Here is a 19,248-nt window from a genome sequence, read left to right as displayed (position 1 = left end):
TCACTGGGGGGGTGGGGGGGGGGGCCCCCGGGGGGGGGCCGGGGGGGGGGGGGGGGGGCGGCGGGCGCCCCCCCGACCCGTCGTCAGCTCCCCGCCGCCGCCACGGGCCCGCCGAGGGTTCCGAGGTGGTCCACGTGGTCGGCCGGGACGACCGCCGAGTAGATCGCCGTCCAGCAGCCGGGGCAGCAGTACTGGCGGAACACCACGGGCGCGTCGACGTAGTCGGCCGGATCGGTCAGGATCTGCGGACCGGCGCCCGTGGTGGGGCCCTCGTACTCGCCGAGGGCGAGGCCGTCGCCGTCGCCGAGCCGCTCGCCGCAGTGCCGGCAGGCGACGGCGGTCCCGCCGGCCTCGCCCACCTCGACGAGGTTGTCGTCGAGGCGACGGCCCGAGGTGACGTCGACCTTCGTCCCGCCGGAGCCCGACGCGGACCGGGCGCGGCGGGCGGCGCGCCGACGGTCCCGCTCGGCCGCGGTGGCGGCCTCGTCGACGGTGCCACCGCTGAGGACGACCCCGTAGACGTCGCGCGCCGCCGCCGCGGTGATCTTCTCCTCGCGCAGGTCGCGGGCCACGGCGGCGATCTCGCGGCGCAGCGGGTCGCCGTAGCCGCCGCCACCCTGCCAGGTCATGGCGAGCACCTCGCCCGGGGCGAGGTGGCTGGTGGCGTAGTTCTGGCCGATCTCGAGGGTGTCGCTGACCTCGGCGAGGGTGGTCGGCATCGTCCCGGCGGCGAGCAGTTCGGCGACGCGGCTGTGCCGGGCGACGACGTCCAGGCCGCTGTTGCCGGGGTGGCCGCCCGACAGGCCGGCGTTCTGGGCGACGGCCTTGCCCGCCGAGGCGAGGACCAGGCCCATCGGCAGCGAGGTGCCGTGCGGGGTGATCGCGACCGACGCCCCGACGCCGCCGCGGTGGCGGCCCGGCCCGCCGGAGTCGGGCTCCTCCCGCCGCCACAGGGTCAGCAGCGGGTAGAGGAACTCGGTCATCTCCACGTCCGGGATGCGGCCCATGGGGATGCAGAACAGCCCGCCGGTGTCGATGCCGTCGGCGTGCGGGCGCGCCCCGTACCCGCCGGCCATGGGCTCCATGATGATGTTGAGGAACGGGACCGGCTGCTCGCCGCGCTCGTCGAGGCCCGCGACGACCGCGGTGTCCCAGGTGCCGCAGCAGGTGGCCTGGACGTCCTTGCCCAGCTCCAGCGACCGGTCGAGCATCCGGGACAGGCACTCGGCGACCAGGCTGCCGGTCAGCCAGGCCGGCCCGATCGGGCCGCGGCCGACGGCGGCGGGGAAGGTGGCGTTGTTGAGCGTGCCCTCCTCGGAGACCAGGTCGAAGCAGCGCATCAGCCCGCCCGCCGACCACGGGATGTCGCCGGCGAGGATCGGCAGCAGCGCGAGCATCACCCCGCCCCGCATCCCGCCGTAGGTGCAGTTGACCACCCCGGCCTGGGGATCGGTCCCGGTGAAGTCGAACGTCAGGTGGTCGCCGGTCTTCGTGGTCGTCACGGTGATCTTGTGCAGGCCGCGGTCGCCCTCGTGCGACTGGTCCTGGTAGCCGGTGGCGCTCCACGAGCCGTCGGGCAGGCTCGCCAGCTTCTCGCGCAGCCTGCGCTCGGCGTCGCCCATCATCCGCTTCATGACGGCCTTGACCGTGTCGGCGCCGTACTGGGCGATGAGCGCGAGGATGCGCTCGCGGCCGACGTTGTTCGCGCCGACCTTGGCCCGCAGGTCGAGCCCGACCAGCATGGGGACCCGCGAGCGGCGCACCCAGACGTCGGCGACGTCGCGCTGCAGCGTGAAGTCGCGCACGACCTTGATCGGCGGGGTGGGCAGCGACTCGGAGAACACGTCCTGGGCCGCGGGGGAGAACGAGCCCAGCCCGACGCCGCCCAGGTCGGGCTCGTGGCAGATCGCGCTGGTCCAGGCGAAGAGCTTCCCCTCGTGGAAGACCGGCTGGTAGACCATCGTGTCGTTCTGGTGCAGCCCGCCGCCCACCCACGGGTCGTTGGTGAGGAACATGTCGCCCTCGGCGATGCCGGGGTTGGCGGCGCGGTGCCGCAGCGTCCAGTAGATCGCCAGGTCGACGGCGCCGACGAGCATCGTGTTGTACAGCCCGACCTGCACCTCCTGGCCCAGCTCGTCGCTGATCGCGAAGTCGAAGTCGTTGGCGTCGGTGACGATCGGCGAGCCGGACATGCGCTTGAGCGCCTCGCCCATCTCGTCGGTGACCGACCACAGGCGATGCCGGACGACCTCGTAGGTGAGCGGGTCGAGCCCGTCGACCTGCTCCTGGGTGACGGTGTGGGTGGCCAGCGACGCGGGCAGCGAGCGGGCCAGCTCGTCGGGGTCGACGGCGCGGCTCGAGAACACCTCGGAGCCGGGGATCGGCATGGTCATGACGCGCTCCCGACGGTGCTGCGGATGGTGAGGTTGCCCAGGTGGTCGACGGTGGCGGTGGTGCCGCCCGGGACGACGACGGTCGTCGTGGGCACCTCGACGATCGCCGGTCCGGTGAGGACGTGGCCCGCGCGCAGCTCCCGGTAGTCGTAGACCGGGGTCTCGACGAAGCCCGCCGCGGCGTCGAGGCAGACCGGGCGGCTGCCGGTCCGCGCGTCGGCCGGATCGGCCGAGGCCGCGACCGGGATCTCCGGGAACCGCGGCGAGAACGGCAGGATCCCGGTGCCGCGCACCCGGAAGGTGATGGCCTGGATGCCGGCCTCGCGGAACCCGGCGCCTGCGCCGTAGAGCGCCGCGTAGCGCTCCTCGAACGCGGCCGCGGCCGCCTCGACCGCGGCCGCGTCGAGCGGCCCGTCCACCACCGGCGCGGTGACCTCGGCGAGCTGCATCGCGTACCGCATGTCGATCTCGCGGTGCAGCTCGACGGATGTGAACGCGACGCCCTGGCGGTCGAGCCCCTCGCGGACGCGCTCCTCGAGGTCGGCGAAGTTGCGTTCGGCCCGGCGCGGATCGAACGGGACGAACGTCGGATCGGACAGCTCGGCGGCCAGCACGATGTCGGAGGACGCGAGCCCGTACGCCGAGAACGCCGACGCCACCGGCCCGAGCGGGACGACCACCTCGGCCACGCCGACCTCGGCGGCGTAGCGGGCGCAGTGCGCGGGGCCGGCGCCGCCGAAGGCGTAGAGGACGAACCCGCGCGGGTCGTGCCCGGCCTCGACGACCGACTTGCGCAGCAGGTCGCCGGTCTGGGCGTTCTGCACGGCGTGGATGGCCGCGGCCGCGTCCTCGACCGAGAGCCCGAGCGGCTTGGCGATCTGGGTGTCGATGGCCTGGCGGGCCAGCTCCAGCGACAGCGGCTTGCGCCCGCCGAGCAACCCGCGCTCGGGCAGGATGCCCAGCACCAGGTTGGCGTCGGTGTTGGTCGGCTCGGTGCCGCCCTGGCCGTAGCAGGCCGGGCCGGGGACGGCCTGCGCGCTGCGCGGCCCGATCCGCAGGTTGCCGCCCGCGTCGAGCCACGCGACGGCGCCTCCGCCGGAGCCGATCGCGTCGACCCGCAGCGTGGGGACGTTGATCGGGTGGTGGTTGATCACCGTCGTGGTGTCGCGCACCGGCTCGCCGTCGACGACGAGCCCGGCGAGGAACGTGGTGCCGCCGACGTCGGTGGAGATGATGTTCCGGTCGCCGAGCTGGCGGCCCAGGGCCACCGCGCCGACCACGCCGCCGGTGAGCACGGAACCGACGGTGCTGATCGCCGCCGACGGCGCCTGCGCGGCCAGCACCGCGCCACCGTTGCTCTGCATCACCAGCAGCGGCCCGGCGAGCCGCCGCTCGCGCAGCGCGTCCTCCAGCGAGGTGAGGTAGTCGCGCAGGCCGGGGCCGATCTGCGTACTCATGATCGTCGTGGCGTTGCGGGCGAACTCCCGGATCCGCGGGCTGACCTCGCTCGACAGCGCGACGAAGACGTCGGCGTCCTGCTCGGCGACCAGCTCGCGCAGGCGCCGCTCGTGCGAGGGGTTGCGGAAGGACCACAGCAGCGACACGGCGATGGCGCGCACGCCGTCGTCGAGCAGCGCGCGGATCGAGGCCCTCGCCTGCTCCTCGTCGAGGGCGACGATCACGGTGCCGTCGCGGTCGACGCGTTCGGTGACCTCCAGCGCGTGCCGCTTGGGCAGCAGGTGGTGGTCCTTGTCCTGGGCGAGCACGTGCTGCAGCTCGTGCGGGGCGCGCCCGAGGTAGCGGCCCTCGACGTTCATGATGAAGATCGAGTCGCGGTGGCCTCGTGTGGTCAGGAAGCCGACCGCCGGAACGTTGCCCGTGACCAGCGCGTTCAGCGACGACGTCGTGCCGTGGGCGATGTGGTGGGTGTCGGCGAGCATCTCGGGCATGGTCCGGCCGATCTGCTCGGCCAGCAGTTCGAGCACGTCGAGCACCCCGCGCGAGTAGTCCGGGGGCGTGGACGGCGACTTCGCGGCGACGACCGTGCCGGCGTCGTCGTCGAGGACGGCGTCGGTGAACGTGCCGCCCACGTCCACGCCGATGACAAAGGTCATGACTCACGCTCCTTCGCGGGAGGCGGCCGCAGTGAGCTGCTGGCCTGACGGTTGCGTAGACTATTTAACGTCTGCGAAGGTAGTCAAGGACGACGGACGATCGACCCAGGAGGACCGCGATGCAGCTACGCCGGGTGGCCGTGCTCGGCGGGGGGCCCGCGGGCCTCTACGCCGCGCGCCTGCTCAAGCTGGCCCAGCCGCGATGCGAGGTCGTCGTGCACGAGCAGGGCGAGCGCGACACCACGTTCGGGTTCGGCGTCGGCCTCGCCGCCGGCACGCAGCGCAAGCTGGAGGCCGCCGACGCCGACACCCTGCGCGACATCCGGGCCGCGGGCCGACCCCACGACATGACGATGGACGTCGGCGGCGCGGTCGCCCGGGTGCGCAACGACAACCTCATCGGCATCGCCCGCACCGAGCTGCTCGACGTGCTCCAGCGCCACGCCGAGAAGGCCGGTGTCCGGCTGGAGCACGGCGTGCGCCCGGCCGCCGACGACCTGGACGCCGACGTCGTGCTCGCCGCGGACGGGGTGGGCAGCGCCACCCGGGAGGCGGGCGGCTTCGGCGCCTCCGTCGAGCTGGGCCGCGGGCTGTTCCTCTGGTGCGGCGCCGGGTTCGCGCTCGACGACGCCGTCTTCGCCCCGGTCGACACCGAGCACGGCACGTTCGTCACCCACGCCTACCCCTACGCCGACGACCGCAGCACGTTCCTCATCGAGACCGACGAGCCGACCTGGCGCGCCGCCTGCCTGGACACCGCGGTCGTCGAGGGCGACGCGTCCGACACCGCCTCGCTGGCCCACCTGCGCGAGGTGTTCCGCACCCACCTGCGCGGCCACGACCTGATCGGCAACCGGACCCGCTGGCAGCGCTTCCGCACCGTCACCTGCCGGCGCTGGTCCGCCGGGCGGGTCGTGCTGCTCGGCGACGCCGCGCACACCGCGCACTTCTCCATCGGCTCGGGCACCAAGCTCGCGATGGAGGACGCGATCGCGCTGGTCGCCGCGCTGGACGCGGAGCCGGACCCGCCCGCGGCGTTCGCCCGCTACGAGGCGGTCCGGCGCCCCGCCGTCGAGCGGCTGCAGGAGCTCGCCCGGCGCAGCCGGCTCTGGTGGGAGTCGTTCCCCTCTCGCACCCACCTGCCCGTGGAGCGGCTCATGATCTCCTACATGACCCGGGCCGGGAACATCCCGCTCGACCGCTTCGCCGCCACCAGCCCGGAGGTCGTCGGTGCCGCGCTCGGCCAGTTCGCCGGGGTCGCGCCGCAGGTGCCGCCCGACCTGACCGACTGGGTCCTGCGCTCGCGCGTGGCCCCCGACGACCTGGACGCGCTCGTCGTCGACGCCGTGCTCGACGACCCGTGGGGGGTCGAGGCGGACGCGGTGGTCGCGGCCGCCGCGGCCGCCGCGCCCGCCGCGCTGCGGGTCGTCGGCCCGCCGGAGCGCCCGGCCCTGCTCACCCGGCTCGACCTCGCCGAGCGCCTGCGGACCGAGGTCGGTGCGACCGTGGTCGTCGAGGGACCGCCCGACCTCCGCGACGACCTGGCCGCGGGTCTGGTCAGCGGCCGCGCCGACCTCGTCGGCGTCACCGGATCGACCGGCTCCGGGGAGGCGTCGTGAGGACCGACGACCCGCGGCTTCTGCCGTACCCGCCCGAGTTCGTCGCGCGCTACCGCGACGCCGGGCTCTGGGGTGAGCGCACGATCGCCGACGAGTTCCACGCGGTCGCGCGGGCGCACCCCGACCGGCTCGCCGTCGTCGGGCTCGACGCCCGGCTGAGCTTCGGGGAGCTCGACGCCCGCAGCGACGCGCTCGCCGCCGGCCTCGCCGACCTGGGCCTGGCGCCCGGCGACCCGGTGCTGTTCCAGGTGACCAACCGGGTCGGGGCCGTCGTCGCGTGGTACGGCGTGCTCAAGGCGGGCCTCGTCCCCGTGTGCACGCTGGCCGCGCACCGCGGCCACGAGATCGGGGCGATCAGCCGGCGGGTCGGCGCGGTCGCGCACCTGGTCGAGGCCGGCACCCGCGGCTTCGACCTGGTCGGCTTCGCCGCCGAGCAGCGGGCCGGGCACCCGACGCTGCGCCACGTGCTCGTCCTCGGCGACCCCGCGACGGCCACCGGGACCGCCGTCGAGACGCTCGGCGCCGACGTCGACCCGGCCGCGGCGCGGGCCGTCGTGCAGGCGATCCAGCGGGGGGTCGACGTCGACGCCGTCGCGGTCCTGCAGCTCTCCGGCGGCACGACCGGGGTGCCGAAGGTGATCCCGCGCCGGCACGCCGAGTACTGGTACAACGCCGCCGAGTACGCCCGCTCCTGGGGGTGGACGCCCGACACCCGGGTCGCCCACCTCATCCCGATCATCCACAACGCCGGTGTCGTCTGCGCCGTGCACGCCCCGCACAGCGTGGGCGCCTGCCTGGTGCTCGGCCCCGCCGACCTCGACGCGTCGCTGCCGCTGCTCGCCGAGGCGGGCGCCACCCACCTCCTGCTCGGGCACGGCCATTTCGGCGCTCCCGCCCACCCCGCCTTCGACGCCGCCGCGCGGTCGCTGACGCAGGTCGTGCTGTCCGGGACGAAGGTCCCGCCACCGCTGTTCGACGCCCTGGAACGGCGCGGGCTGTGGTCGGGGCAGTTGTTCGGGATGGGCGAGGGGCTGTTCCTCACGACCCGTCCGGGCGCGTCCCGCGCGGCCCGCGCGACGACGGTGGGCACCCCGCTGTCGGGCCTGGACGAGGTCCGGATCCTGGCGCCGGGCACCGAGGACGAGCTACCCGACGGCGAGGTGGGGGAGCTGTGCTGCCGCGGCCCGTACACGCTGCGCGGCTACTTCGACGCCGCCGAGCACAACGCCCGCGCGTTCACCTCCGACGGCTTCTACCGCACCGGCGACCTCGCCGTCGTCCACCGGATCGACGGCGAGCGCTGCGTCGCGATCGAGGGCCGGATCAAGGACCTGATCAACCGCGGCGGGGAGAAGGTCAGCGCCGAGGAGGTGGAGCTGCTCCTGCTGCGCCACCCCCGGGTCCGGGAGGCCGCGGTCGTCGCGGTCCCGGACGCGCGCCTGGGCGAGCGGGCGTGCGCGTTCCTCGTCGTCGACGGCGAGCCGCTGACCCTGCTCGACGTGCGGGAGCACTTCGCGCGGCACCAGGTCGCGAAGTTCAAGTGGCCCGAACACGTCGAGCACCTGGCCGAGATCCCGCGGACGCTGGTCGGGAAGGTCGACAAGAGGCGGCTGCAGGGCACCGCGGCCGCCGCCGCCGCCGGAGGAGGAGTGCTGTGACCCCGCACCGGATCGGGCTGGTCGTGCCCAGCTCCAACGTCACCGTCGAGACCGAGGTGCCGGCGCTGCTCGCCCGGCACGCCGGTGCGCGGTTCTCGTTCCACTCCAGCCGGATGCGCATGCACACCGTGTCGCCGGAGGGGCTGCGCGCGATGAACGACCAGCGCGAGCGCTGCGTCGACGAGATCACCGACGCCGGCGTCGACGTGCTGCTCTACGCCTGCCTCGTCGCGCTCATGGCCCAGGGTCCGGGGGAGCACCGGCGCACGGAGCGGGCCGTGACCGAGCAGCTGGCGAAGGCGGGTCCACCGCCGGCGGTGCTGTCCAGCGCGGGGGCGCTCGTCGACGGCCTGCGGGCCCTGGGCGCCCGGCGGATCGGGCTGGTGACGCCGTACCTGCGGCCGCTGGCCGAGCAGGTCGTGGGCTACCTGGAGGCGGAGGGCTTGGCGGTGCTCGACTGGGCCGCGCTCGAGGTCGGCGACAACGCCGAGGTCGGCTGCATCCCCGGCGAGCGCGTGCTCGGCGCGGCCCGCGGGCTCGACCTCGCCGGTGCTGACGCGCTGGTCATCTCCGCCTGCGTGCAGATGCCCTCGCTCGAGCTGGTCGAGCCGGCCGAGGCGGAGTTCGGCATCCCGGTGCTGTCGGCCGCCACGGCGGGCGCGCACGCCCTGCTGCGGGCGCTGTCGCTGCCCACCGCGCTGCCGGGGGCGGGCAGGCTGCTCGCCGCGGGCCGCTGAGGTGGCGCGCCGCTCTACGATCACCGCCATGACCGGGGCCGCTGACCGAAGGACCGGCCGGGGCGGCACGCGCCGCGAGCTCGTCGAGAACGAGATGTACGAGCACGCCGTGCGGCTCTTCGCCGAGCGCGGCTTCGCCGGCACCAGCCTGCAGGACATAGCCGACGCGATGGGCATCACCCGCCCGGCGCTCTACTACTACGTCAAGAGCAAGGACGAGCTGCTCGCGAAGCTCGCGGCCGAGGTGGCCGGCGGATCGGCGGCCGAGATGGCCGAGATCGCCGCCCGCGCCGACCTCGACGCCGTCGGCAAGCTGCGCGGCATCGCCCGGCTCACCGTCGTGCGGCTCGCGCACCAGCCCGACCGGTTCCGCCTGCTCATCCGCTCCGAGGCCGAGCTGCCCCAGGAGATCGCCGAGTCCTACGACGCGAGCAGGCGCGCCGTGCTCCGGACCGTGATGGACGTCGTGGAGCAGGGCGTCGTCGCCGGTCAGCTGCGTCCGGTCGACGCGCGGGTGGCCGCGCTGGCCGTGATCGGCATGTGCAACTGGGTGGCGTGGTGGTTCCGCCCCGGCCGCGACGACGTCGAGGCCGTGGCCGACCAGCTCGCCGACATGGCGCTCGCCGCGGTGCGCCGGGCCGAGGACCGCAGGCCGGAGGGGGAGGGCCCGGCGGCGGCGCTGGCGATGCTGCGCCAGGACCTCGACCACCTCGAGCGGATCCTCGACGTGGAGGGTTCTTCGTGATCGTCAAACTGTTGACTCATTCGTAGATGCGCAGGTAGCGTCGGTGCCATGACGGAACTCGACCATCGCGTCCAGGGCGTCGACCACACGGCCTTCCCGACCTTCGACCCGGCGGGCACGGTCCGCTTCTACCGCGACGTCCTCGGCTTCCCCGTGGTGCACTCGATCTGCGCCGCCGGGTGGGGGCCGGAGGACCACCCCGACTTCATCCACTTCTTCTTCGACATCGGCAACGACGACCGGATCGCGTTCTTCTACTACTTCGGCCTCGAACCCGTGCACCGCCACGAGCGCGGCGACGCCTACGCCGGGTTCGGCCCGGACGTGCCGGAGTTCTTCGTCCGGTCGCGCCACCTCGCGATCCACGTCGGCGACGAGGACGACCTGCTGGAGTACCGGCGGCGCCTGGACGCCAGCTCGTGGCCGGTGGAGATGCAGATCAAGCACGAGACGATCGAGTCGATCTACACCCACGACCCCAACGGCTACATGGTCGAGTTCACCCGGGCGATGCGGCCCGTCACGCCGCAGGAGGACCTCGACGCGAACCTCACCATCGACGCCCTGCTCGACGTCGTCGGCGAGGGCGACCCGACCTTCGGCAAGCTGCTCGCGCGCAAGGCCGAGCTGATCGTCGAGCGGGCCGCGGAGTGGGAGCTCTCCCGGGCGGGCGAGCCGGGGCGATGACCGCGCTCTACGTCCTCGACGTCCCGGAGAACACACCGCTGGCCGCGGTGGCCGCGCAGGACCCGGCCGTCACCGTCGGGCGGATCGGCCCGTACTTCGCGATCACCGCCACCGGCCCGATCGTCATCGACCGGCGGGCCACCGGCTGCCGGCACGCGGTCTGGTACAGCTCGGTGGCCGGGGTCGCGCGGGGCAGCCGCATCACCCAGCACGACAAGGACGCGCTGCGGGTGGAGCCGGTATGACCCGCGCCGCGGTGGGGCTGGGCGCGGGCCGCTACCTCGCCGCGGGGCGGCGGCCGGGGTCCACCACGACATCGGTGCACGAGCTCACGACCGCCGACGGCGCCACCGTGCGGGGCGTGCTCGCCACCGTCCCGGGCGCGACCACCGTCGTGTGCCTGATGCACCCGCGCCAGGACCTCACCCACCACCCGCTGGCGCCGGTGCTGCTGGGCGCCGGGGCCGCGGTCTGGACCCAGCAGAGCCGGTCGGTGAACAACGACCTCACCCTGGTGCACGAGCAGGCGCTGCTCGACGCCGCCGCCGGGCTGCGGTTCCTGCGCGAGCGGGGGTTCGCCTCGGTCGTCACGCTCGGGCACTCCGGCGGCGGCCCGCTCTACGCGTTCTACCTCGAACAGGCCGGCCTCGCGCCCGCCGACCGGATCGCCACCACCCCCGGCGGCCGGCCGTCCGGCCTGCCGGAGGCGGAGCTGCCCACCGCCGACGGGGCGGTCTTCCTGGCGCCGCACCCGGGGCAGGGCAGGCTGCTGCTGGGCTGCATCGACCCGTCCGTCGCCGACGAGTCCGACCCGCTCTCGGTCGTCCCCGAGCTCGACCCCTTCGACCCCGCGAACGGCTTCGCCGAGCCGCCCGCGAGCTCGTCCTACAGCGCTGAGTTCCTCGCCCGCTACCGGGAGGCGCAGCGCGCCCGGGTCGCCCGCATCGACGCCGTCGCGCGCGAGCACCTCGCGCGCGCGGCCGAGGCGCGGGAGGCGTTCCGGCGGACCGGGGCGGCGCGCGACCGCCGCCGGGCCATCGCCCCGCGGATCATCACGGTGTTCCGCACCGACGCCGACCCGCGCACCGTCGACCTCTCCCTCGACCCCAGCGACCGCCCCTACGGCTCGCTGTTCGGCCGCCGCCCCGACCTCATCGACTACGGGCAGGTCGGCTTCGGCCGGCTCACCACCCCCGAGGCCTGGCTCTCGACGTGGTCGGGCCTGAGCTCCCACGCCGACTTCGTCCGGTGCGCCCCGGGCGTCACGGTGCCCACGCTGTTCCTGGAGGTCACCGGCGACCAGGCGGCCTTCCCCGCCGACTCGGCCCGCATGGCGGGCGCGCTCGGCGCCACCGACCTGACCCGTCGCGCCGTCCGCGGCCTGCACTTCGGGGGCGCGATCGTCGAGGGCGAGCCCACCGGCAACGAGCGCGCCGGGGAGGCCGTGGCGACCTGGCTGGCCGAGCGGTTCGAGCTGCGGCCGCCCGGTCACCCGTCGATGCCGTAGGAGACCTCCACGACGACGGTGAGCTCCCGGGTCCCCGGCTCGACGGGGGTGGCGGCGACGGGGGCCGCGTCCGCCCGGAACGGGTCCGTCGACGCGGGCGGCACCTCGATGATCGTCCGCACCCGGCCCAGGTCCACCCCGGCCGCCGTGGCGAGTTCCTGCGCCTGCGCCTGGGCCTCGCGCACCGCGTCGGCCCGCGCCTGGACCCGCAGCTCGCTGTCGTCCTCGATCGAGAAGGTGATGCCGCGCACGCGCAGGGCGTCCCCGACGGCCTGGCTCGCCGCGTCGACCAGGGCGCCGACGGCGGCGGTGTCCCGCACCGTGGCCGTGACCTCGTTGACCGCCTGGTAGCCGGTGACCCGCCCGTCCTGGTCGAAGGTGGGGTCGACGGAGAGGCCGCTGGTGCGCCGGTCGGCCGCGGCGATCCCGCCCCGGTCGAGGACCGCGACCAGTGCGGTGGCCCCGGCGCTCGCGGCCCCGAGCGCGGCCTCTGCGCGGGGGTCGCGCGTCTGCTCCGCCAGGACGAGCGTCGCGACGTCCGGTGCGCCGCGGACCGTCCCCGTGCCCCGCGCGGTGATGGCCGCCGGATCCGCGGCCCCGGCGCCGCCGGTCGCGTGCTCGGCGCCGGTGGGCGTCGAGCAGCCGCTCAGCACGAGCACCCCGAGGGCGAGGACTGCGGCGGTACGCAGCGCACGGTTCATCGTCGGTCTCCATCCGGTCGTTCCCGGACCCAGGACGGAACCGACGCCCCGCGCGGTTGGTCGTCAGGCCCCCCGGATGTGCTCCCGCGTCGCGGATCGCCCGGTCGTCACGGGCCGGAGGGGTCGGCGGACGGTGCCGTCCGGGGTGCGCCCCGACGCGGACGGCCCCTCCCGGTGATCGGGAGGGGCCGTTGGACGCGTCCATGACGCCGTGATCGCGGTACTTGCCGAGGTCACTGCAGGTGGGCGTAGGCGGCGGCCAGGAACAGCGCGAACGCGGTCCAGGTCAGCGCGCCCCGCGCCCAGTTCAGCCGCATCCACCGCGCCCGCGCGATCCGCCAGTCCGGCGGCGGGTGATCGGGGTCCCAGCCCAGGATGACGGCGTAGTTCGGCTCGGCGAGGCGGTCGGAGATCAGCAGCGGGCCCGCGACGGTGGCCGCCAGCCCGGCCGCGGTCAGCGCGATCACGACGCCGGTGCCCCGTTCCAGCCACAGGCCGACCAGGGCCAGGACCGGGGCGACCAGCAGGGCGATCACCAGCACGTAGTTCGTCGGTGAGCGGCGCGCGATCGGCAGGAACCGCCGCATGTCGGCGGTGAAGCCGCCCGCGTCCCGGGAGGCGTAGAGCGGGTGCAGGATCGTGGTCACGGTGAGCAGCAGCCCGGACCACAGGCCCGCGGCCACCACGCTCAGTCCCAGGCCGATCTCGGCGATCATGACGATTCTCCTCGTGGTCGTTCGGTGGACGGGGCGGCGACGAGCACGTGCCGCGGGACGGCGAGGACGAGCAGCGGGACCGCGAGGTTGACCAGGATGATCAGCGTCGAGAAGGTCGACAGCGCCACCGCCGGGATCAGGACGAGCTTGAAGGCGTCGATGGCGGTGTGCACGAGCGCGGGGGGCCACATCGAGCGGCCGCCCGTCTCGTACAGGTAGCCGAGCGGGATCGAGGTGACCGCGGCGACGAGCATCGCGCCCAGGCCGACGGCCGGGCCCTGGGTGACGAGGATCGGGAGGTGGCCGGCGGCGATCAGCGGCATCGTCCACGCCACGCCCGCCCGGAACGATCGTCCCGCGCGGAGCCGTCGGAACACGTAGCCCCGCCAGACGAGCTCCTCGGCCAGCCCGTGGAAGGCGAGGATGCCGACGAGCAGCCAGGCCCAGTCCGGTCGGAGCACCACCGCGGCGCCGCTCAGCGCGGCGGTGAGCGGGAAGACCAGCAGCACCAGGCCCGACACCGCCGCGGCCAGGGCCATGGCCCGGCCGCCGGGGCGGCGCAGGCCCAGCAGGCGCACCGCGTCCCCGGCCGTCGACCGGTGCAGCGCCTTCTCGACGGCCACCCCGGTCGCCAGCACGGCGGCCAGCACGACCAGGCCCCACCGGCCGGTGGCGTCGACCGCGCCCGCACCCAGCAGCACCCCACCGACCAGGGCGAAGCCGACGAGGAACCGCAGCCACGACCGGCCCGATCCGACGGCAGGGCGCTCCGCGACGAGCGCGGGTTCGGTGATCACGACCTCCGCCGCGTCCACCGGCTGGGAACCGGAGGCCCGGTGGTCCTTCGCCCAGGCGCTCGCCATCCTCTTCTCCCTCGTCGACATCCCGGTACCTCCTCCGTCCGCCCCTGCGGTCGGGGCGTCGAGGAGGACGGTCACGCCGACCCGGGTGGCCGCGCACCACCCGTCCCCGGGACCACCCGGGTGGAGCCGGGGGCGGGGTGGTGCGCGGGGACCCGGGGCACGGCGAGCGTGGTCGCGTCGGTCGCCGTGGCCGCGCCGGGAGGGCGGAGGAAGCCGTGGTCTGCAGCTACCACCTGGTCTTAGCGGGCCCGCTGCCCGCGACGGTGGCCGGGGTGATCCGCGCCCGCCTCGGGGAGGTGACGATCCGCTCGCGGGCGGGCCGGACCGCGCTGGAGGGCAGGCTCGCCGACCAGGCCGCGGTCCGGGCGCTGCTCAACCTGGTGTGGGACGCGGGCGGGGAGGTCCGGCTGCTGCGGGTCGGCACCGCACCGGCGGCGATGACCGGCGGATCGGACGGCCGGGGCGTTCCCCGCACCACCGGAACCTGACAGACTCGGGCCGGCCGAGCCCGCCGGGAGCCGCATGTCCGAGCGCCGCGAGTCCCCGCTGATCACCGCGAAGCAGGTGGTCCCCCCGGTGCGCCCGGGTGCCGTGCAGCGGGCCCGGCTGCACGCCCCGCTGCTCGACGGAGCGGGCACCCGGCTGGCCGTCGTCGTCGCCCCGGCCGGGTGGGGCAAGACCACGTTGTTGTCGCAGTGGGCCCACGACCCGGCCGAGGACCGCGGGGTCGTCTGGGTCTCCCTCGACGAGGCCGACGACGAGCCGGTCCGCTTCTGGACCTACGTGCTGGCCACCCTGCGCCGCGAGGTCGGCGGGCTGACCGACGCCCCGCTGGGCGGCCTGCTCAGCCCCGGGCTGGACCCGGTCGACCTCGCGCTGCCGACCCTGCTCAACGAGCTCAGCGCGCTGCGCACCCGGCACGTCCTGGTGCTCGACGACTACCACCTGCTCACCCACCCCGGCATCCACGAGAGCATGGAGTTCCTGCTCGGCTACCTCCCCGACGCGCTGCGGGTCGTGATCGCCGGGCGCTGGGACCCGCCGCTGCCGCTGGCCCGGCTGCGCGCCCGCGACCAGCTGACCGAGCTGCGGGCCGCGGACCTGGGCTTCACCGTGCAGGAGAGCGCCGCGCTGCTGAGCGCGGTCACCGACCGCGCGGTCGACGAGCGGACCGCTGGGGTGCTGCGCGAGCGCACCGAGGGCTGGGCCGCGGGCCTGCAGCTCGCGGCGCTGCGGATCCGCAACACCACGGGTGCCGACGGCGCGGGTCCGGACGCCGGGCCGGACCGCCACGTCCTGGACTACCTCCGCGCCGAGGTCATCGACCGGCTGCCCGCCGACCAGCGCGACCTGCTGGTGCGGACGGCGCCGCTGGAGCGGCTCTGCGGTCCGCTGTGCGACGAGGTGCTCGGGCGCACCGGGTCGGCCGCCGTGCTGGACCGGTTCGACCGGGCCGACCTGTTCGTCACCCCGGTCGACCCGCAGCGGCAGTGGTACCGCTGCCACGCGCTGTTCCGCGACGCGCTGCACCACGTCCTGGACACCGACCACCCCGGGGAGGCCGCCAGGGTCCTGTCCCGCGCCGCCGACTGGTTCCTGGCCCGCGAGTACGTCGCCGAGGCCGTCGAGCTGCGGATCCGGGCCGGCGACCAGGAGGGGGCGGGACGGGTGCTGCGCTCGACGGTGCCGCATTTCCTGGAGCGCGGCGCGCTGGCCGTGCACCTGCACCTCGGGGCGCTGCTGCCCCCGGCCACCGTGCGCGCGGACCCGCGGCTGGCGGTGTCGCTGGCCTGGTCGGCCGGGCTCAGCGGCCGGTTCACCGCGATGGGCCCGTGGCTCGACCTCGCCGAGCCGCGGATCGACGAGCACAGCCCCGCGCTGGAGGGCTGGTGCACGCTGCGGGGCGCGGCGACGGCCGTGCGGGCCTACGAGCTGGGCGTCGTCCAGGGCGACCTCGCCGCCGCGCTCACCCGCGCCGCGACGGCGGTCGAGCTGGAGCCCGACCCGGACCGCATCGGGTACGTGGTGGCGCGCACCGTCCTGGCCGCGATGCTGGTCTTCGCCGACCGGTGCGCCGAGGCGGTCCCGGTCGCCGAGGACGCGTGGGGCAGTGCCCGGGCCCAGGCGCTGCCGCCCCTGCTCGGGCTGCAGGCCGCCAGCATCCTGTCCAGCGCGTTGTCCGAGACCGGTCAGGTGGCCCCGCTGCGGCGGCTGTTCGCCGAGGTCGGCCCGGTGATCGCCGCGGCGTCGCAGCGGTGGGGCGGGGCGGTGTCGGGGCTCGCCCGCCTGCGGACCGTCGAGGGCAGGCTCGCCCACGCCGACGGGGACCACGCCGCCGCGCGGGCCCTGCTGCGCCCCGCGGTGGAGCTGGCCCGCACGTTCAGCCTGGTTCCCACCCTGGTCACCGCACTGGCCGCGCTGGCGGAAGTGGAGCTGGACGACGGCGACCGGCCCGCGGCCCGGGCCGCGCTGCGGGAGGCGCGCGAGGCGGTCGACGACGGCGCCGTGCTGCCGGTCGTCGCGCGGGCGTTGCGCACCGTCGAGCGGCGGGCGGGCCGGGCCCCGGTGGCCCCGGCCGGCGGGTCGCCCGTCGTCCTGGTCGAGGAGCTGACCGACCGGGAACGGGCCGTGCTCCGGGCGCTGACCGGCACCGCGACGATGCGCGAGATCGGCGCCTCGCTCTACCTGTCCATCAACACGGTCAAGGGCTACGCGAAGGTCCTCTACCGCAAGCTCGGCGTGGCCACCCGGCAGGACGCCGTCCGGCAGGCCAGGGCCCTCGGCCTGCTCTGAGCCTCGCTCCACCCGGGTGGAGCGGGCATCGGGTGGTGCGCGCCCACCCGGGTCGCCGGGACGGTCCTCGGTGGTCCCACCCGTGCACCCCGAAGGAGCGCCCCGTGAAACCCACCGATGTCATCGTGGTCGGCGCCGGCCCGACCGGCCTCATGCTCGCCTGCGAACTGGCGCTGCGCGGCGTGCGCTGCCGGGTGCTGGAGCGGCGCGTCGAGCAGCCGAACGTCACCCGGGCGTTCGCGGTGCACGCCCGCACCCTGGAACTCCTCGACGCGCGCGGCCTGGCCGACGAACTGGTGCCGCGCGGCGTGCCGGTGCGCGAGGTGCGGCCCGCCCCGGGCGCGGTGATCGACCTGCGGGGGCTCGACACCCGCTACCCGATGATCCTCATCGCGCCGCAGAGCGCGACCGAGCACCTGCTGGAACGGCGCGCCCGCGAGCTCGGCGTCGAGATCGTCCGGGGGGCCGAGGTCGCCGGGCTGCGCCAGGACGAGGCCCGGGTGCAGGTCGACCTCACCGACGGCCGCGGCGGATCGGCGAACTACGTGGTGGGAACCGACGGCGCCCACAGCACGGTCCGCGACCTGCTCGGGGTGGACTTCGTCGGCGGGCGGTACGAGACGCACATCATGCTCGCCGACGTCCGGCTCGCCGACCCGCCCGAGGACGCCATGTTCGCGGCCAACAGCGACGCCGGCGCGGTGATCGTCGTGCCGTTCGGCGACGGCTGGTTCCGCGCGATCGCCTGGGACCGGCTGCGCGAGTAGGTCCCGCTGGACGTGCCGCTGCCGGTGGAGGAGGTGCGCGCCGCCTTCGGCCGCATCGCCGGCACCGACTTCGGGATGGGCGAGCAGCGGTGGAGCTCGCGGTTCCGCAGCGAGCGCCGGCAGGCCCGCGAGTACCGGGTCGGTCGGGTGTTCCTCGCCGGCGACGCCGCCCACGTGCACTCGCCGCTGGGCGGGCAGGGCATGAACACCGGCATCCAGGACGCGATGAACCTCGGGTGGAAGCTCGCCGCCGCCGTCGGGGGCCGGGCTCCTTCCTGGCTGCTCGACAGCTACCAGGACGAGCGGCACCGCGTCGGCGCCCAGGTCCTCACCCTGACCGACGGCTTCAACCGCCTCGTGCTGGGTCGTTCCGCGATCCGCCGGGCGCTGCAGGCGCGCGCCATCAGGTCGCTGCTGCGCTTCGGCCCTGCCCGCCGGCGCATGGTCGGGCGGCTGACCGGCATCGGCATCGCCTACCGCGCCGGGGGGCGCCGCACCCACCCCTGGACCGGGCGGCGGGTGCCTGACGTCCGGTGCGCCGGCGGCAGGCTCTACGAGCTGCTGCGCGGCGGCCGGTTCCTGCTGCTGGACTCGACCGACGGCGGCGCGGCCGCCGACGCCGTCGGGACCTCGCCCCGGGTGCTCGCCGCGCGCTGCACCGAGCCGCCGGAGGGGTGGCCCGCGGTGGTCCTGGTCCGTCCCGACGGCTACGTCGCCTGGGCCGGTGACGACCGGCCGAACCTGGGCGCGGAGGCCGTGGCGGCGGTCGCGCGGTGGTGCGGTCCCGGCGCGGGCGTCGACGCCGGGCGCCCGGCCGACGTCGGCAGCGGGGGCCGAGCGCTGGACGGGTAGGAGCGCGCGATCGCGTGCGTGACCGGGACGCTAGGCGCTGCGCTTCGCCGGGGGCACCTGGTCGAGCCCGCGCAGTCGTCGGCGGAGCGACTCGATGTCGGCGCGGTGGGGTGGGGTGGTGGACACGAACTCGGTGAACACGCGGGCGAACCGGGCGGGCTCGTCGACGTGGGGGAAGTGCCCGGCGCCGTCGAAGACCTCCAGCCGGCTGGCGGGCAGCAGGTCGTGCGCGTCGACCGTGTGCGCGACCGGGATGACCGGGTCGCGGCCCCCGCCGACGAGCAGGACGGGGACGTCGGCGAGCAGGTAGAGCCGTTCGGTCCCGGCGAGGCGCTGGCCGGACAGGTCCAGCGCGCCGCGGGTGGTCTGCAGGAACGCCCCGCGGGCACCGCCGTCGGCGAAGGAGGTGAACGCGCTGATCACGCCCTCCAGGTCCGGGCCGGCCAGCGGTGGGAGCGCGCGAGCGACGCGGTGGGTGAGGCGGGCCAGCCACGCGGGGCTGAGCGCGGTGAGGACCCGCAGCGCCGTCGTTGCCCCGGGCAGGGTCGCGGCCCGCAGCAGCGGGGTGACGTCCTGCCCGAGGCCGCCGCTGGCCACGAGGGCGATGCGTTCGGTGTGCTCGGGGAACTGGTAGCCGAACTGCATGGCGACGCCGCCGCCGAAGGAGTGGCCGACGATCGTGGCGCGGTCGAGCCCGAGCGCGACGAGCAGGTCACGCAGGCCCGCAGCGTAGGCGCCGAGGGAGTAGTCGCCGCTGCGGGGCTTCGCGGACCGGCCGTGCCCGAGCAGGTCCGGTGCGATGACGTGGGCGGTGCGCCCGAGCAGCGGCATGACGTCGGCCCAGGTCCGCGAGCTGCTGGCCAGACCGTGCAGCAGGACGACGACCGGGCCGCCGCTGCCGGCGCCCGCTTCGAGGTAGGTGGTGGGTTGGCCGTGCAGGCGGATCTCCCGCTGGACGACCGGGACGGTCGGGCGCGGGCGGGAGATGGGCGTGGCGGTGGGGCGGGCGGGCACGGCAATGGGTTACCCACCAGTAGGGCCGGGCACTCGTCAGCGCACCGTGACCTGGCCGATACGGGTGGGGGCTCGGCGGCGA

Annotated in this window: 16 protein-coding genes and 1 pseudogene; 11 read left to right on the top strand and 6 right to left on the bottom strand. The window is 75.5% G+C overall.

From position 1 onward, the window contains the following. Positions 1-83 precede the first annotated feature (83 nt). Positions 84-2,393, bottom strand: a complete 2,310-nt coding sequence (locus tag KDL28_RS33060) for a hydantoinase B/oxoprolinase family protein (RefSeq protein WP_252444925.1) — start codon at positions 2,391-2,393, stop codon at positions 84-86. Beyond that, positions 2,390-4,507, bottom strand: coding sequence for a hydantoinase/oxoprolinase family protein (locus KDL28_RS33055; protein ID WP_252444923.1), 2,118 nt, complete (start codon positions 4,505-4,507; stop codon positions 2,390-2,392). Before KDL28_RS33055 ends, KDL28_RS33060 begins: the two co-directional genes overlap by 4 nt. Before the next feature lie 119 nt (positions 4,508-4,626). Between KDL28_RS33055 and KDL28_RS33050 the strand changes: the two genes are divergently transcribed. Genes KDL28_RS33050 through KDL28_RS33020 form a run of 7 tightly spaced genes read left to right on the top strand, consistent with a single transcriptional unit; the run spans position 4,627 to position 11,460 of the window. Further along, entirely contained in the window at positions 4,627-6,126 is a 1,500-nt protein-coding gene (locus tag KDL28_RS33050; protein WP_252444922.1) for an FAD-dependent monooxygenase, read from the top strand. Next, a complete protein-coding gene (locus KDL28_RS33045; protein ID WP_252444921.1) occupies positions 6,123-7,784 on the top strand; it encodes a (2,3-dihydroxybenzoyl)adenylate synthase in 1,662 nt (553 codons plus the stop codon). The genes KDL28_RS33050 and KDL28_RS33045 overlap by 4 nt, the downstream gene beginning before the upstream one ends. After that, on the top strand, positions 7,781-8,521 hold the full coding sequence (locus tag KDL28_RS33040) for a maleate cis-trans isomerase family protein (protein ID WP_252444919.1): 741 nt from the start codon (positions 7,781-7,783) through the stop codon (positions 8,519-8,521). The genes KDL28_RS33045 and KDL28_RS33040 overlap by 4 nt, the downstream gene beginning before the upstream one ends. Positions 8,522-8,549: 28 nt before the next feature. Continuing rightward, on the top strand, positions 8,550-9,266 hold the full coding sequence (locus KDL28_RS33035) for a TetR/AcrR family transcriptional regulator (RefSeq protein ID WP_252444918.1): 717 nt from the start codon (positions 8,550-8,552) through the stop codon (positions 9,264-9,266). Between the two features lie 48 nt (positions 9,267-9,314). Next, positions 9,315-9,953 carry a VOC family protein gene (locus KDL28_RS33030; protein WP_252444916.1) on the top strand — a complete coding sequence of 213 codons (639 nt, stop codon included), beginning with the start codon at positions 9,315-9,317 and terminating at the stop codon, positions 9,951-9,953. Then, a complete protein-coding gene (locus KDL28_RS33025) occupies positions 9,950-10,198 on the top strand; it encodes a hypothetical protein (protein WP_252444915.1) in 249 nt (82 codons plus the stop codon). The genes KDL28_RS33030 and KDL28_RS33025 overlap by 4 nt, the downstream gene beginning before the upstream one ends. Beyond that, positions 10,195-11,460, top strand: coding sequence for an alpha/beta hydrolase (locus tag KDL28_RS33020; protein WP_252444913.1), 1,266 nt, complete (start codon positions 10,195-10,197; stop codon positions 11,458-11,460). The genes KDL28_RS33025 and KDL28_RS33020 overlap by 4 nt, the downstream gene beginning before the upstream one ends. Here the strand turns inward: KDL28_RS33020 and KDL28_RS33015 are convergent. From KDL28_RS33015 to KDL28_RS33005, 3 genes are all read right to left on the bottom strand, one after another. Further along, on the bottom strand, positions 11,442-12,161 hold the full coding sequence (locus tag KDL28_RS33015; protein WP_252444912.1) for an SIMPL domain-containing protein: 720 nt from the start codon (positions 12,159-12,161) through the stop codon (positions 11,442-11,444). The genes KDL28_RS33020 and KDL28_RS33015 overlap by 19 nt on opposite strands. Positions 12,162-12,394: 233 nt before the next feature. Continuing rightward, complete coding sequence (locus KDL28_RS33010; RefSeq protein ID WP_252444910.1) at positions 12,395-12,877, bottom strand: hypothetical protein; 483 nt, start codon at positions 12,875-12,877, stop codon at positions 12,395-12,397. Then, positions 12,874-13,740, bottom strand: coding sequence for a CPBP family intramembrane glutamic endopeptidase (locus tag KDL28_RS33005; protein WP_252444909.1), 867 nt, complete (start codon positions 13,738-13,740; stop codon positions 12,874-12,876). The genes KDL28_RS33010 and KDL28_RS33005 overlap by 4 nt, the downstream gene beginning before the upstream one ends. A 215-nt stretch (positions 13,741-13,955) precedes the next feature. On the opposite strand from KDL28_RS33005, the gene KDL28_RS33000 reads away from it, so the two are divergent. From KDL28_RS33000 to KDL28_RS42280, 4 genes and pseudogenes are all read left to right on the top strand, one after another. Then, a complete protein-coding gene (locus KDL28_RS33000) occupies positions 13,956-14,228 on the top strand; it encodes a DUF8691 family protein (protein ID WP_252444907.1) in 273 nt (90 codons plus the stop codon). A gap of 34 nt (positions 14,229-14,262) precedes the next feature. After that, a complete protein-coding gene (locus KDL28_RS41190; RefSeq protein WP_305882273.1) occupies positions 14,263-16,533 on the top strand; it encodes a winged helix-turn-helix domain-containing protein in 2,271 nt (756 codons plus the stop codon). A gap of 32 nt (positions 16,534-16,565) precedes the next feature. Continuing rightward, a pseudogene (locus tag KDL28_RS40780) lies at positions 16,566-17,621 on the top strand (FAD-dependent monooxygenase); the annotation flags it as partial. Positions 17,622-17,741: 120 nt separating this feature from the next. Then, complete coding sequence (locus KDL28_RS42280; RefSeq protein ID WP_372497142.1) at positions 17,742-18,152, top strand: aromatic-ring hydroxylase C-terminal domain-containing protein; 411 nt, start codon at positions 17,742-17,744, stop codon at positions 18,150-18,152. Between the two features lie 30 nt (positions 18,153-18,182). Here the strand turns inward: KDL28_RS42280 and KDL28_RS32985 are convergent, their stop codons facing one another. Beyond that, the gene (locus tag KDL28_RS32985; RefSeq protein ID WP_252444906.1) at positions 18,183-19,166 is read right to left on the bottom strand and encodes an alpha/beta fold hydrolase; all 984 of its coding nucleotides are present in this window, start codon (positions 19,164-19,166) and stop codon (positions 18,183-18,185) included. Positions 19,167-19,248 lie beyond the last annotated feature (82 nt).

The sequence above is a fragment of the Pseudonocardia humida genome (genome assembly GCF_023898865.1).
GTDB lineage: Bacteria > Actinomycetota > Actinomycetes > Mycobacteriales > Pseudonocardiaceae > Pseudonocardia > Pseudonocardia humida.
This window is presented reverse-complemented; position numbering and strand designations above follow the sequence as displayed.